A 13,711-nucleotide genomic window follows, 5' to 3' on the forward strand; every position below is an offset into this window, starting at 1 on the left:
ACGCCCGCGCAACGGTTGAACGTTACTGGAAATATTGGCCCCCACGCTAGGATGATCCCCATGACCACACCTGTTGAATCCACCGCTAATCCGGAGATGCAGGCCATCGGCCTCAACTACTCCCGTTGGCAGGACGCGGTTGAAGCCGCCATCGCCACGAACCAGCTCACCGTCACCGGCGAGGTCCGCGGCGGCCAGCTTATTCAGTTCGCTGATCCGTCGGGCGCACAGCTCAACATCCTGGCCGTTGAGCCTTTCGCGACCTTCATCGGCTTTGAGGCGACCACGCAGACCTTCGCCCACGTCGACATGGTCAACGACGTTCTGTCCTACATGGACGTCATCGACCCGTTCGGCAACTCGCTGGCTCAGGTCACCGCGAACTTGGCACAGGGCCCGCTACTCGCCGAGGAAGATACGCAGGAATGGCAGCAGGTGAGCCTCACCGCCATGGGCGTCGCCGTCGAGTCCTTTGACTCCGCCGAGGCCTACGAGGCCGCCACCGGCATCTTCCCGTCGGCCTTCGAGTCCGAGGGCGCCGAGATCGTCAATGCCGGTTCCGCCGCAACACCTACCGCTGCCGCGACCTTTGCAGCGCGTGTCATGGAGTCCGAGTGGCGCCACAACCAGCTCACGGGCGAGAAATTCATGCACCTCGTCATGGACGGTCTCTTCCCCTTCGATCTCTGCCTGCCGGCTACCTTCGGTGACGGCGAGCTCCCGGCCAAGGACACCGTCCTCGCTGGCCGCGCGATGATCGTCGCCTCCGTCAACCTGCCCACCGGCGGCTGCGGTTGCGGCGGTGGCGGCTGCGGTTGCGGCGGCCACTAGGACGACCCCTAGCGCGGCGCGGGATGCTCCGTGCCGCGCTTTCCTGATCCCGCACCCACACAAAGTTGACGCGGCACTTTTCATTGGGCATCGCCGCCGCGGTGCGGTAAAATTCCCTGAAGAATTTATTTATTTACGCGCGGAGGGCAGTGACATGGTCTTATTTTCGAATTCCTATTCACGTCGCTCCACGCTGGCCATGGCGCTCACGCTCGGCGCGTGCATCGTCCTCATCGCCCTGCTCAAGGTGCCGGGGCTCATGATTTCCTTCCTGCTCGTTGGCGCTGCCTTGCTCATGATGAGCGCCCGTCCCGAGTCCACGGAGCACGACGCGCTGCGCACGTCCATCCAGCTCTCCAGCGAGGATATCCGGGACGTCATGGCGCAGTTCGAGGACTTCGAGGTTTCCCAGGACACGGACATCATCGCGGACCGCACGCTTCACCGCCCGGCTCTGCTCGATCTCGATACCAACGATCCGGACATCGAGGCCTTCCACTACCAGTACGCTTCTGCATCGCGCTTCCTCAAGCGCCTCCCGGCTCGTCTGGCCTCCCCCATGCTCGACACGAATCAGCTCGAGCAGATCTTGAGCGTCACTGACCAGCGCGCCGCGAGCCTCCAGGAATCCTGGCTCGCCGCCCGCCAGGCTGCGTTCCGCTTGGGCCCGGACTACAAACAGCAGCCTTCCAGTGCCCCTTCTGACGAGGATGAGGACTGGCGCGACTCCGCCTAGCCTCCCCCGCGGTCACTCCGCCCTCATGCCCACTTCATGGCGAAGGCACTATCTCAAAGGCAATAACCCCAGGTCAATAAAATCGGCACTCTCGCCGCGACCTGGGGTTATTGCTGCTACAACATTGCCTTCGTCTGAAAGGCGAATGTCTGGCGGTTTTAGAGAACCGTCGTGCCTTCCGCAACGAGGCGCGACGGGCCAGTAAGACGCGAGCCGCCGTCGAAGATGTCCACCACGACCTGCCCGCCTGGGACNCGACGTTGACGCCTGCGGGGAAGAACTCGTGGTCGAAGACGGGCTGCTCGAAGTCCATGGCGGCGAGTTCCTCGGACGTGAGCGACGGGATGACGGCAGCGAGGTGCGGGTTACCCATGTCGACGCCCAGGCCGGCGAAGCTCGTGCCCGCCATCGACGCGGTGGACACGCCGGTGACAACAGCGTCGCCCATCTCGATGGAAACCTCCGCGTCGAAGTCATCGAAGGAATGGACCTTCACCTGCTTAGCGCCCGCGCGGGTGCCGATGGTGAACTCATCTGCGTCGACGAGGCCGCGGGCGCGCAGGTAATGCGCGAAGACGCGGCTGCCGTTGCCGCACATCTCGGCCACGGAGCCGTCCGCGTTGCGGTAGTCCATGAACCAGTCCTCGCGGTCGCAGTCGATCGACTCGACCTCGCCGGCGTCGAGGAGCGCGCCCGCGCGGGCGACACGCAGAAGGCCGTCGCCGCCAATGCCGGCGCGGCGATTGCAGAGCAGCGCAACGCGCTCGGGTGCGATGGGAGTTGCCGCATCTAGATCTTCAATGATGACGAAGTCGTTTTCGGTGCCGTGGCCCTTGGTGAAATGAGTCGTGGTCATACGGCGATACTACGCCAGCGCGGCGCGCGCTTGGGCCGCGGTGTCCCCTGCCGCGTCGAGCCACGTAATGCGCGGGTCGCGGTTAAACCACGAGCGCTGGCGGCGCACGTAGCGGCGGGTGCCGGTGATCGTGCGCTCGACGGCCTCGTCCCAGGTGAGTTCACCACGCTGGGCCTGGAAGACCTGGGCGTAGCCGATGGCACGGCCGGCCGTTGAATCAGAGACGAGGCCCTGTTTTTGAAGCGCCTCCACTTCCGCGACGAGGCCGCGCTCGAACATCTGGCGCGTGCGCAGATCGATGCGCGGGTTGAGCCACTCGGGAGTGGTGCGCAGGCCGAGCATGCGCGTGCCCCAGCGCGGCGGCGCGTCCTTGGGCGGCTGCGACGCCTTAAACGGCTTGCCGGTGAGTTCGATGACCTCCAACGCCCGGACGGTGCGGCGCGGGTCCTTGTCCTCGATAATCGAGGCGGCGGCGGGGTCGATTTCTGCAAGTTCGCGGTGCAGCGCATCGATGCCAATGTCCAGACGGCGCGCCTCATACTTCGCCCGGACAGAAGGGTCCGTGGGTGGGAATTGCCAGTCATCCACCAGCGCCTGCACGTAGAGCATGGAACCGCCCACGAGGATGGGCGTCTTGCCGCGGGCTAGGATGTCCTCAACGTCGGCGACGGCGTCGCGCTGGTAGCGCGCCACGGAGGCGGGCTCGGTGACGTCCCAGACGTCGAGCTGGTGGTGCGGGATTCCCTCGCGTTCCTCAAGCGTGAGCTTCGCAGTGCCGATATCCATCCCGCGGTAGAGCTGCATGGAGTCGACGTTGACGACCTCGCCGTCGAGCTCGTGGGCAAGGACGAGGCCGAGGGCAGACTTGCCGGAGGCGGTGGGACCGACGACGGCAATGGGGCGCAGATTATTTTCAGGCATGACTCGACCCATCTTAGGGAAATTCGCCCCTACAACCTAAGACAAAGTGGGCCAGAAACTATTAAAGTGAGAAAAGACGTTTTATTGGCAGCCCCCGCGCGGGGCACGCAAGCAGAAGAAAGCACGGTGTGCGCACATGACTCCCATCCCTACCCCAGGCAATATGCCCAAGCCCGGCCCGCGCCCGGGAGCCAAACCCGGTGCGCACCGCCCTGCCGCACAGCCTGTGCCGGTGGCCACGCCGGTCGCCTCTGACCCGTCCAAATTCGGCCGCGTGGACGACGATGGCACCGTGTATCTGAAGACCGCTGATGGCGAGCGAGAGATTGGCCAGTGGCAGGCCGGAACCCCGGCTGAGGGCTTGGCCCACTACGGTAAGCGCTTCGACGATCTTGCCACCGAGGTCGAGCTGCTCGAGGCCCGTCTCAAGGCGAACCCGGGCGAGGCCGAGTCCATCAAGAAGACGGCGTCCGAGCTGCGCGAGTCGCTGCCCACCGCCGCCGTCATTGGCGATATCGAGGCGCTGGACAAGCGCCTGACCGCAGTCCTCGAGCACTCGGACAAGGCCGGCCAGCAGGCGCAGGCCGACAAGGCCCGCCGCCGCGAGGAGGCCATCGCTGCCAAAGAGAAGCTTGCCGCAGAAGCCGAGGACCTCGCTGCGAACTCCACCGAGTGGAAAGCGGCGGGCGATCGCATCCGCGCCATCCTCGAGGAGTGGAAGCAGATCCGCGGCATCGACCGCAAGACGGACGACCAGCTGTGGAAGCGCTACTCCCGCGCCCGCGACTCCTTCAACCGCCGCCGCGGTTCCCACTTCGCGGAGCTCGACCGTAGCCGCGCCGCCGCGAAGGCGAAGAAGGAAGAGCTCGTCGCCCGCGCCGAGGCGCTCATGGATTCCACGGAATGGGGCGAGACCGCCCGCAAGTTCCGCGACCTCATGAGCGAGTGGAAGGCTGCCGGCCGCGCCCCGCGCGACATCGATGACAAGCTGTGGGCCGCGTTCCGTGCCGCGCAGGACAAGTTCTTCGACGCCCGCGACGCCCTCAACGACGAGCGCGACAAGGAATTCGCGGCGAACGCCGAGGCCAAGGACGCGCTGCTTGCCGAGTACGACTCCCAGATCGACCCGGAGAAGTCCATCGAGACGGCGAAGAACAAGCTGCGCGAGCTCCAGGAGAAGTGGGAGGACATCGGCTTCGTCCCGCGGGCTCGCATCCGCGAGTACGAGGACAAGATCGAGGCGCTCGAAAAGCGCGTCGCTGACGCCGAGTCCGCCGAGTGGCGCCGCACAGACCCCGAGGTCCAGGCCCGTGTCGCCCAGTTCCAGGCCAAGGTCGACAACTTCACTGCGCAAGCCGAGGCCGCTGAGGCCAAGGGCAAGACGAAGAAGGCCGAGGAGCTGCGCGCCCAGGCCGCGCAGTGGCAGGAGTGGGCTGACACGGCCGCTGCCGCCGCGAACGACCAGTAAATGCGCCTCATTCAGGTCTCCCCGCCCGCTGCCACGCTCGTGGCGGCGGGCGCCTTCGATCCCTCAGACGTCGTGCGCAGCTTCGTCTTCGCCTCGAACCTCGCGGCGCAGGAGGCGACGGGCGACCCCGCCGCGTCCGTCGCGCCGGAGCGCGTCCTCAATCGTCTCAAAGGCTCGACCGAGTCCACGACTCTCCTCTTTGCCGCTGTCGAGGGCCCCGCCGTCGGCGAGGTGGGCGAACTCGGCCTGCCCACCACGCCCGCCGCCGTCGACCCCGGCGCCGACTCCCCGCTCTTTGATTACCGTGGCTTTATCTTGCTCACGCTCCCCCTGCTTGAGGAAAAGGGCCACGCCGACATCGAGCTCGTCCTCGACGTCGATCTATTGCCTCTGCCGGGCGAGCCGCTCGATCTCGAGGGCGAAGAAGTCGCACGCTGGCTCGCCGCGCAGTCCCTCACGCTCATGGGAAAGCTCGGTCGCGATGTCGCGCAGGTGGGACTCACAGTCGAGCCCGAAGACCCGTTCCTCCCCGCATTCCGGGAGCTGGGCTTCGAGTGCAAGCACCGTGAGGAACAAATCGTCTGCTCTGTCCCCGCAGACCCAGCGGTGCCGCTGCTTCCCCACGGGCTCGCCGTGCGCGTGTGGGAGGACTACGACATCCCGGACGCGGAGCTGCCAGACGTCCTNCTTCGCGCCTGCCGATGCCCCCTCCGCCCAGCTAGCACAAAGCCTCGGCGCGCAGAGGATCTCTGCGGCCGAGGCCTGGGAGCTCAAGCTCTAGTTCTCGCTAGTTTTCGCGCTGGCGGCGGTGACGCTCGGCGGCCTGCGCACGGCGGTCGTCGATGAGGACCGGATTATCGTCTGCGGCATCCTTCGGCGTGTGCGTCTGAACGGCGACGACGGCGTTCGGGCGGGCGGCGAGCTCGCGCACGCGCTCCTCGGCAGCGCGCTGCTCCGGGGACTTGTGCATGATAATCCGCGCGAAGGCGACGACCGCAATGATATCGCCGAGGAGCAACAGGTAGAAACCCGGGCCCGTCGAATTCGCGGCCCAGAAAGCCCACAGCGCGACGAAAAGGCCGAGGCCCACGAGCATCCACGCAATTTGGGCAAGCATCGTACGGCGTGCCACGAGCGTAATAAGCGTGAGAATCATTCCGATGGCCGAGGCGAGGGCGAAGACCTGCTCCATGATGGAGACGTCGCCCAGCCCCAGGAGCGTTTCCGCGCCGCTGAAGCCATTCGTGTTGTCGAAGAGCAGGCTCACAACGTAGAGCAGCACCGCAACGCCCAGCGGGATAGTCGCGCCGCCGAGCTCCAGTGTTTTCGCCGCGCGCTTCTCCGCGGCGAGCGCGTCCTGCAATTCTTTCGTATCACTCATGGAGCTCAACCTTACTCTGGCTTAGCAACCACACGATTTTTCGCCAGGCTCGCCAGCGACCGGCGCGGATGCCGGCTTGCCGATGGACGGCAGGCCTAGACCCACGCCAATCGGCGCGGTGGTCGGGGTCTCGCCCGCGGCCGACATGTCGCCCGCCTTGGTGCGACGGTGCTCAGTGACGCCGGCGTCAGCAATGAGGAAGAAGGATCCTGCGTCCGTGACCGTCGTGTGAACGACGTCGCCGGGTCGTATATCTCCGGCAATCTCATTGCCGGCGGCATCGGAAGGCGTGAAGTGCACGAGGCGGCCGTCGCGGGCGCGGCCGGTAAGACGGTGGGTCTCCTCGTTTTTCCGGCCGCCGGTAGCCTGGACGAGCAGCTCGACGTCGGTGCCCACGAGCTTGGCGTTCTCCTCCGCGGCGATGCGGTCCTGGAGCGCGACGAGGCGCTCGAAGCGGTCCTGGACGACCTCCTTAGGGATCTGATCCTCGCGGGCGCCAGCCGGGGTGCCGGGGCGCGGCGAGTACTGGAACGTGAACGCGGAGGCGAAGCGGGCGCGCTCGACGACGTCCATGGTGGCTTGGAAGTCTTCCTCGGTCTCGCCCGGGAAGCCCACGATGATATCCGTGGCAATCGCCGCATGCGGAATCTTCTCGCGCACCTCGTCGAGGATGCCCAGGAACTTCTTGGATCGGTAGCTGCGACGCATCTCCTTGAGGACGCGGTCCGAGCCGGACTGTAGCGGCATGTGCAGCTGCGGACAGATGACGGGGTTCTCGGCCATGACGTCGATAACGTCCGAGGTGAACTCGGCCGGGTGCGGCGAGGTGAAGCGCAGGCGCTCCAAGCCTTCAATCTTCGCGACTTCGCGCAGCAGCTTGGAGAACGCGAATTTATCGCGCGGCAGGTTGGGGTCCGCGAAGTTCACGCCGTAGGCGTTGACGTTCTGGCCGAGCAGCGTAACTTCGGACACGCCCTGGTCAACGAGCGCCTGGACTTCGGCCAGGATGTCGCCCGGGCGACGGTCCTCTTCTTTGCCACGCAGCGACGGCACGATGCAGAACGTGCACGTGTTATTGCAGCCCACGGACACGGACACCCAGCCGGCGTACGCGGACTCGCGCTTGGCAGGCAGGACGGAGGGGAACTCCTCGAGGGAGTCAACAATCTCAATCTGCGCTTCGTCATTGTGACGGGCACGCTCGAGCAGCGTGGGCAGCGCCGCCATGTTGTGGGTGCCGAAGACGGCATCAACCCATGGCGCGTTGCCCAGCACGGTGTCCTTATCCTTCTGCGCGAGGCAACCGCCCACGGCAATCTGCATGCCGGGGTGATTGTCCTTCGTCTTCTTCAGGTTGCCCAGCGTGCCGTAGAGGCGCTTATCGGCGTTCTCACGCACGGCGCACGTATTGAACACGACGAGGTCAGGCTCCTGCTCCTCCGCGGCGGCGACATAGCCAGCCTCTTCTAGCAGACCCGAGATGCGCTCAGAGTCGTGAACGTTCATCTGGCAGCCGAAAGTACGCACTTCATAGGTACGCGCGGAACCATCCGGGTTGGTGCCAGCGCTCTGCGCGATCTGGCCGAGGGCGGCCTCCGGATCGACTCCGGTGACGGCGTTTTTGGGGTTTCTAGTGTTCATGGGGGCGCTCACGTCGGTTCATTCTAACGACGCTCGGGGGTAACTCATAACCGTGCTCTTTCCCGGTTCACCAACTTCGCCGCATGAATGTTTCCTGCCATCCACCAGGCGTTTCTATATATTGACAGATATACTCCTTTTTGCAGGCGGGTGAAGCGTTATCAAAATGTGACCCTATTGCTCACCCTTGTGGCACCGCGCACCTTATTATCCCAACATGACCCGTTCAACATACGGAAGGAAGTAGTGATGTGAGCAACTCCCCAATGATTCGCATCAGCGACGTACAAAAGTACTTCGACGATTATCACGCATTGCGCGACATTAATCTCGAGATCCAGCGCGGCGAAGTTGTTGTCGTGCTCGGCCCCTCGGGATCCGGTAAGTCCACGCTGTGCCGCACCATCAACCGCCTCGAGACCATCGAGTCCGGCTCCATCGCCATCGACGGCACCCCACTGCCGGAGGAAGGCAAGGCCCTGGCCACGTTGCGCGCCGACGTGGGCATGGTCTTCCAGCAGTTCAACCTCTTCCCGCACTTGACCATCAAGGACAACGTGACGCTGGGCCCCATCAAGGTGCGCAAGATGTCCAAGTCCGCCGCGAACGACCTGGCGCTCCAGCTCCTCGACCGCGTGGGGATTGCCAACCAGGCAGACAAATACCCGGCGCAGCTCTCCGGTGGACAGCAACAGCGCGTCGCCATCGCCCGCGCGCTCGCGATGAAGCCGAAGGTCATGCTCTTCGACGAACCAACCTCCGCGCTGGACCCGGAGATGGTCAACGAGGTTTTGGACGTCATGACGGACCTCGCCAAGGAGGGCATGACCATGGTCGTCGTCACGCACGAGATGGGATTCGCCCGCAAGGCCGCGGACCGCATCTTGTTCATGGCCGACGGCGAGATCGTCGAAGATACCGACCCCGACTCTTTCTTCACCAACCCGCAATCGGGTCGCGCCCGGGACTTCCTGGGCAAGATCCTCCACCACTAATCCCATCCTCATCTCAAGGAGAAACACCATGTCTCGTTCCCACATCACCCGCGTTATCGCCGCCACCTCCGCCGTCCTTGCCTCTGGCGCCCTGCTCGCTGCCTGCGGCGGCTCCTCCGACTCCGCCTCCGGCGAAGGCGAGGGCCTACTCGCCCACATCGAGTCTGGCAACGTCACCCTCGGCACCAAGTTCGACCAGCCGGGTCTCGGCCTGCGCGAGGGCGACGGGTCCATGTCCGGCCTGGACGTCGACGTCGCGACCTACGTCGTCAACCAGATCGCGAAGGACAAGGGCTGGGCTGAGCCAAAAATCGAGTGGAAGGAAACCCCTTCCGCGCAGCGCGAGACCCTCATCGAGAACGGCCAGGTCGACATGATCGCCGCGACCTACTCCATCAACGCCTCCCGCGCAGAGAAGGTCAACTTCGGTGGCCCGTACCTCGTCACCCACCAGGCGCTCCTCGTCTCCGAGGACAACGCGGAGATCAAGGGCCTCGATGGCCTCGACGGCAAGATCCTCTGCTCCGTCACCGGCTCCACCCCGGCTCAGAAGGTCAAGGAGGCTCTGCCGTCCGTGCAGCTCCAAGAGTTCGACACCTACTCCTCCTGTGTTGAGGCACTCTCCCAGGGCACCATCGACGCAATGACCACGGACGCGACCATCCTCAACGGCTACGCCGCCCAGAACGAGGGCAAGTTCAAGGTTGTCGAGCTCGAGAAGGACGGCAAGCCGTTCACCGACGAGTACTACGGCATCGGCCTCGCCAAGGACGACCAGGAGGCCACGGACGCCATCAATGCGGCGCTTGAGGAAATGCACTCCTCCGGCGAGTTCGACAAGCTCGTCTCCGCCAACCTTGGCGAGGGCGACGCCATCGAGCCGGGTACCCCGGGCGACCTGTCCTTCGTGGAATAACGCCCCCTTAGGCCGGGCTTGACAAGCCCGGCCCCTCCCATCCCCAATGAACGAGGAGAAAACATGAGCTCCATGTGGAGCCAGCTGGGTCCAGAACTCTGGCCCGCGTTTTGGCTCACTATCAAACTCACGCTGTGGTCGGCGTTGGGTTCCATGATCCTTGGCACCATCCTGACCGCGATGCGCGTCTCCCCCGTCGGCATTCTGCGCTTCCTGGCTACGACGTACATCACGATCGTGCGCAATACGCCGCTCACTCTGGTCGTGCTGTTCTGTTCCTTCGGTCTGTACCAGACCCTCGGTGTCACGCTCGCCAGCCGCGAGTCGGCGACATTCCTCATCGACAACAACGTGCGCCTGGCCATCGTGGGCTTTATCCTCTACACCTCCGCATTCGTCGCTGAGTCGTTGCGCTCCGGTATCAACACCGTAGACTTCGGCCAGGCGGAGGCCGCCCGCTCGCTCGGCCTGTCCTTTAGCCAGACGTTTAGCACCATCGTCTTCCCGCAGGCCGTTCGCGCGGCCATCGTGCCGCTGGGCAATACGCTCATCGCGTTGACGAAGAACACGACCATCGCGTCCGTCATCGGCGTCGCCGAGGCCTCGCTGCTCATGAAGTCGACCATTGAGTTCCACGCCAGCCAGCTCTTTGTCATCTTCCTCATCTTCGCAGCAGGCTTCATCATCCTTACGCTGCCCATGGGCCTTGGCCTGGGCAAGCTCTCTGAGAAATTGGCGGTGAAGAAATAATGTCCGTACGCGCCACAGTGCTTTACGATGCCCCCGGCCCTAAGGGCCAGCGCAACAACGTCATCTATACAGTCATCACCGTCATCGTCGCCACCGCGGTCCTCGCGTGGGTGTTCATGAAGCTGAACGAGCGCAACCAGCTCAGCCCTGAGCTGTGGACGCCGTTCCTCAATTCGCAGACATGGACGACGTATCTGCTCCCGGGTCTCAAGGGCACGATCTTCTCCGCCGTCGCCTCCATTCTGTTGGCCATCGTCTTTGGCGTGGTCTTCGGTCTAGGACGCCTGAGCGAGCACCGCCCCGTCCGCTGGGTGTGCGGCATTGTCGTGGAGTTCTTCCGCGCCATCCCCGTGCTGCTGCTCATGATTTTCGCCTACCAGCTCTTCGCGGTTTACGACCTCGTGCCGTCCAAGCACCTCGCCTTCGGCGCCGTTGTCTTCGCGCTCACGCTCTACAACGGCTCCGTCGTCGCCGAGATTCTGCGCTCCGGCATCCGCTCGCTGCCCAAGGGCCAAACCGAGGCAGCTAAGGCGCTGGGACTGAGCCACCAGCAAACCATGTTCAAGGTGTTGCTCCCCCAGGCCGTCGCGGCGATGCTGCCTGCGCTCATCTCGCAGATGGTCATCGCCCTCAAGGACTCCGCGCTCGGCTACCAGATCGGCTATGTCGAAGTTGTCCGCTCCGGTATCCAATCCGCGTCCTTCAACAAGAACTACCTGGCTTCGCTGATCGTCGTCGCCATCATCATGATCCTCATCAACTGGGGACTCACAGTGCTGGCCCAACGCATCGAGCGTCAGCTGCGCGCCGGCCGCGCCCGCAAGAACATCGTGGCCAACGTGCCGCACCATCACTCGCAGGGCCTCGACACCAAGGACGAGGTCAACGCCGATTGGCACGCACCCGGCTACAAGGAAATCCGCAACCCCGCGGAATAACCACCTCACATGGGCACGCCGAACCCCCAGCAACCAGCTGGGGGTTTACTCGTTTTCCAGCTCCGCGCAGCGCGCCTCGAGAGCCGCCTTCGCCACGCGCAACGACGCGCCCTCGTTAAAGCCGCGGCGGGCAAGCACGCCCACGATGCGCCGCAGTACCTTGTCGCGCTCCGCACGGTCTTCCGGGATGGTCTTCACCGAACGAGCCTTTTTAGCAGCAAGATCTTCCATGATTGACTGTTCGGACTCTTGCGTCACCTGCTCGAGCGCCTCCGCGCGGTCTACTTGCGCTACCCCCTTACGCTGCAGCTCGCGGTCGAGCACCCACGCCGACTTGCCGCGGCGCGCATGGCGTTGGCGCACCCATTCGCGCGCGAATGCCGCGTCATCGAGCAGGCCCACGTTCGCAAGATCGTCGAGGACCGACTCGATGACCTCCGGGTCAAACTCGGCCCGCACCAGACGGTCATGCAGCTCCGACCGCGAACGCGCACGCTGATCGAGCAACAGGAGCGCGCGCGAGCGCACCTTGGCTTTAGCTTCTTCTTCCTGGACATCAAAAAGCCCGCCCCCGGCGGCACCAGATTCATAGGCTTCTAGTGCTTGGCGTAGCTTTTCGAGCTTCTCGGGAGCGGGTTCTGACACGGCTTACTCGTCGTCGAAGTCGACGGTTGGCACCAAGTCCACAGCCTCGTCCGAGAGACCGTCATCCGCACCCGGGACGTCCATGTGGACCTCTTCATCCGTGGCGGCAGCGGTACCGATACCCAGCTTGGTGAAGATCTTCTTCTCGATCTCATCCGCCAGGTCCGGGTTGTCCTTGAGGAAATGGCGTGCCTTTTCCTTGCCCTGGCCCAGCTGGTCGCCCTCGTAGGTAAACCAGGAGCCCGACTTCTTAATGAAGCCATGCTCGACACCCATGTCGATGATCGAGGACTCACGGGAGATGCCCTCGCCATAGATGATGTCGAACTCCGCAATCTTGAACGGCGGCGAGACCTTGTTCTTCACGATCTTGATCTTGGTGCGGTTACCGATGGCGTCCTGACCGTCCTTGAGCGTCTGAATGCGGCGAATATCGCAACGCACGGACGCGTAGAACTTGAGCGCCTTACCACCGGTGGTGGTCTCCGGCGAGCCGAACATGACGCCGATCTTCTCACGCAACTGGTTAATGAAGATGGCGGTCGTACCCGAGTTGTAGAGCGCACCGGTCATCTTGCGCAGTGCCTGCGACATGAGGCGGGCTTGCAAGCCGACGTGGCTATCGCCCATCTCGCCTTCAATTTCCGCCTTCGGCGTCAGTGCGGCGACGGAGTCGATGACGATGATGTCAATGGCGCCGGAGCGCACGAGCATGTCCGCAATCTCCAGGGCCTGTTCACCGGTATCCGGCTGGGACACGAGCAGGTTATCCGTATCCACGCCCACGAGGCGTGCATATTCCGGATCCAGCGCGTGCTCGGCGTCGATGAACGCGGCGATGCCGCCGTCCTTCTGCGCCGAGGCAATCGCGTGGAGGGCCACGGTGGTCTTACCGGAAGACTCAGGGCCGTAAATCTCGACGATGCGGCCGCGCGGGAAGCCGCCGATGCCCAGCGCCACGTCGATGGCGGTATTGCCGGAGGAAATAGCCCGAATAGGCGGGCGATTATCGTCGCCCAGGCGCATGACGGCGCCCTTGCCAAAGTCCTTCTCGATCATCGCCATGGCGGAGTCGAGCGCCTTCTGGCGATCCTCCGCGGCGCTGACCGTGGTGCTCTTCTTGGTCTTTGCAGCCATAGTGTGTCGTCCTTTAATAAGTCTATTGAGCGTCTATGTATCTTACGGGGCGCTAACCCCGCTTACCGAGTTAGACTGCGCGCCCACCCATGTGGGTTCCACGCGCGGTGCAAGTATTTTCTTTCATCCTGCGTCCCGCGGTATGCACAGAACTCTACGTCCCGCCGGAACATGCCCCTCATACTACACGCACGAATGTTCGATGTTCGAATTTTCGGCGCGTGTTCGGGAACTCTCCTACTTACTGTTGTAGTCCACGCCCAGGCGTCGTTCTTCAGGGACTTCAAAATCCTCACACAACTCGCGCCAGACGTCGCGCGGATCGACGCCACGTTCGATGAGTTCGTCCGCCGTGCCGCCGAGCTTCGCCAGCACGTGGGAGTGCGAAATCCACTTTCCCTCGGATTCACCAAATTCGTCGACGATCAATTGGTGGTATTCGGTCAAACGCATGGCGGCCAGTGTACCGCGCCCCCTTGGCCCGTCATGGACGCCG

General features: G+C 63.9%; 13 protein-coding genes and 1 pseudogene. 7 read left to right on the forward strand and 7 right to left on the reverse strand.

All coding sequences use genetic code 11. The features are described 5' to 3' along the window. Positions 1 to 51 precede the first annotated feature (51 nt). Both BN9444_RS09945 and BN9444_RS09950 read left to right on the forward strand, forming a co-directional pair. Positions 52 to 831 (forward strand): hypothetical protein, encoded by a 780-nt coding sequence (locus BN9444_RS09945; protein ID WP_066486554.1) that lies wholly within the window; start codon positions 52 to 54, stop codon positions 829 to 831. Between the two features lie 154 nt (positions 832 to 985). Further along, positions 986 to 1,567 carry a hypothetical protein gene (locus tag BN9444_RS09950; protein WP_068801840.1) on the forward strand — a complete coding sequence of 194 codons (582 nt, stop codon included), beginning with the start codon at positions 986 to 988 and terminating at the stop codon, positions 1,565 to 1,567. Positions 1,568 to 1,725: 158 nt separating this feature from the next. On the opposite strand, the pseudogene dapF reads toward BN9444_RS09950, so the two are convergent. Both dapF and miaA read right to left on the reverse strand, forming a co-directional pair. Next, positions 1,726 to 2,423, reverse strand: a pseudogene (gene dapF / locus BN9444_RS09955) (diaminopimelate epimerase). 9 nt (positions 2,424 to 2,432) lie between these two features. Next, the gene (gene miaA / locus BN9444_RS09960) at positions 2,433 to 3,344 is read right to left on the reverse strand and encodes a tRNA (adenosine(37)-N6)-dimethylallyltransferase MiaA (RefSeq protein ID WP_141629118.1); all 912 of its coding nucleotides are present in this window, start codon (positions 3,342 to 3,344) and stop codon (positions 2,433 to 2,435) included. A gap of 136 nt (positions 3,345 to 3,480) precedes the next feature. Between miaA and BN9444_RS09965 the strand changes: the two genes are divergently transcribed. Further along, a complete protein-coding gene (locus BN9444_RS09965) occupies positions 3,481 to 4,812 on the forward strand; it encodes a DUF349 domain-containing protein (RefSeq protein ID WP_068801841.1) in 1,332 nt (443 codons plus the stop codon). A gap of 787 nt (positions 4,813 to 5,599) precedes the next feature. On the opposite strand, the gene BN9444_RS09975 is transcribed toward BN9444_RS09965, so the two are convergent. Together BN9444_RS09975 and miaB are read right to left on the reverse strand one after the other, a co-directional pair. Continuing rightward, positions 5,600 to 6,193, reverse strand: a complete 594-nt coding sequence (locus tag BN9444_RS09975; RefSeq protein ID WP_066486572.1) for a DUF2304 domain-containing protein — start codon at positions 6,191 to 6,193, stop codon at positions 5,600 to 5,602. 21 nt (positions 6,194 to 6,214) lie between these two features. After that, the gene (gene miaB / locus BN9444_RS09980) at positions 6,215 to 7,834 is read right to left on the reverse strand and encodes a tRNA (N6-isopentenyl adenosine(37)-C2)-methylthiotransferase MiaB (protein WP_267886670.1); all 1,620 of its coding nucleotides are present in this window, start codon (positions 7,832 to 7,834) and stop codon (positions 6,215 to 6,217) included. Between the two features lie 266 nt (positions 7,835 to 8,100). Between miaB and gluA the strand changes: the two genes are divergently transcribed. From gluA to BN9444_RS10000, 4 genes are all read left to right on the forward strand, one after another. After that, positions 8,101 to 8,829, forward strand: a complete 729-nt coding sequence (gene gluA, locus BN9444_RS09985) for a glutamate ABC transporter ATP-binding protein GluA (RefSeq protein WP_049145056.1) — start codon at positions 8,101 to 8,103, stop codon at positions 8,827 to 8,829. A 28-nt stretch (positions 8,830 to 8,857) separates the two neighbouring features. Further along, on the forward strand, positions 8,858 to 9,745 hold the full coding sequence (locus BN9444_RS09990; RefSeq protein ID WP_066486575.1) for a glutamate ABC transporter substrate-binding protein: 888 nt from the start codon (positions 8,858 to 8,860) through the stop codon (positions 9,743 to 9,745). Positions 9,746 to 9,808: 63 nt separating this feature from the next. Continuing rightward, positions 9,809 to 10,495, forward strand: coding sequence for a glutamate ABC transporter permease GluC (gene gluC, locus BN9444_RS09995; protein WP_066486577.1), 687 nt, complete (start codon positions 9,809 to 9,811; stop codon positions 10,493 to 10,495). Further along, positions 10,495 to 11,433, forward strand: coding sequence for an amino acid ABC transporter permease (locus tag BN9444_RS10000; protein ID WP_066486580.1), 939 nt, complete (start codon positions 10,495 to 10,497; stop codon positions 11,431 to 11,433). The genes gluC and BN9444_RS10000 overlap by 1 nt, the downstream gene beginning before the upstream one ends. A 45-nt stretch (positions 11,434 to 11,478) precedes the next feature. Here the strand turns inward: BN9444_RS10000 and recX are convergent, their stop codons facing one another. The 3 genes from recX to BN9444_RS10015 form a co-directional block, all read right to left on the reverse strand. After that, entirely contained in the window at positions 11,479 to 12,078 is a 600-nt protein-coding gene (recX, locus tag BN9444_RS10005; protein WP_066510057.1) for a recombination regulator RecX, read from the reverse strand. A 3-nt stretch (positions 12,079 to 12,081) separates the two neighbouring features. Next, a complete protein-coding gene (recA, locus tag BN9444_RS10010) occupies positions 12,082 to 13,215 on the reverse strand; it encodes a recombinase RecA (RefSeq protein ID WP_066486592.1) in 1,134 nt (377 codons plus the stop codon). 237 nt (positions 13,216 to 13,452) lie between these two features. After that, positions 13,453 to 13,668 carry a DUF3046 domain-containing protein gene (locus BN9444_RS10015; protein ID WP_066486594.1) on the reverse strand — a complete coding sequence of 72 codons (216 nt, stop codon included), beginning with the start codon at positions 13,666 to 13,668 and terminating at the stop codon, positions 13,453 to 13,455. Positions 13,669 to 13,711 lie beyond the last annotated feature (43 nt).

Origin of the sequence: Corynebacterium phoceense, assembly GCF_900092335.1 — a bacterium.
Lineage (GTDB): Bacteria > Actinomycetota > Actinomycetes > Mycobacteriales > Mycobacteriaceae > Corynebacterium > Corynebacterium phoceense.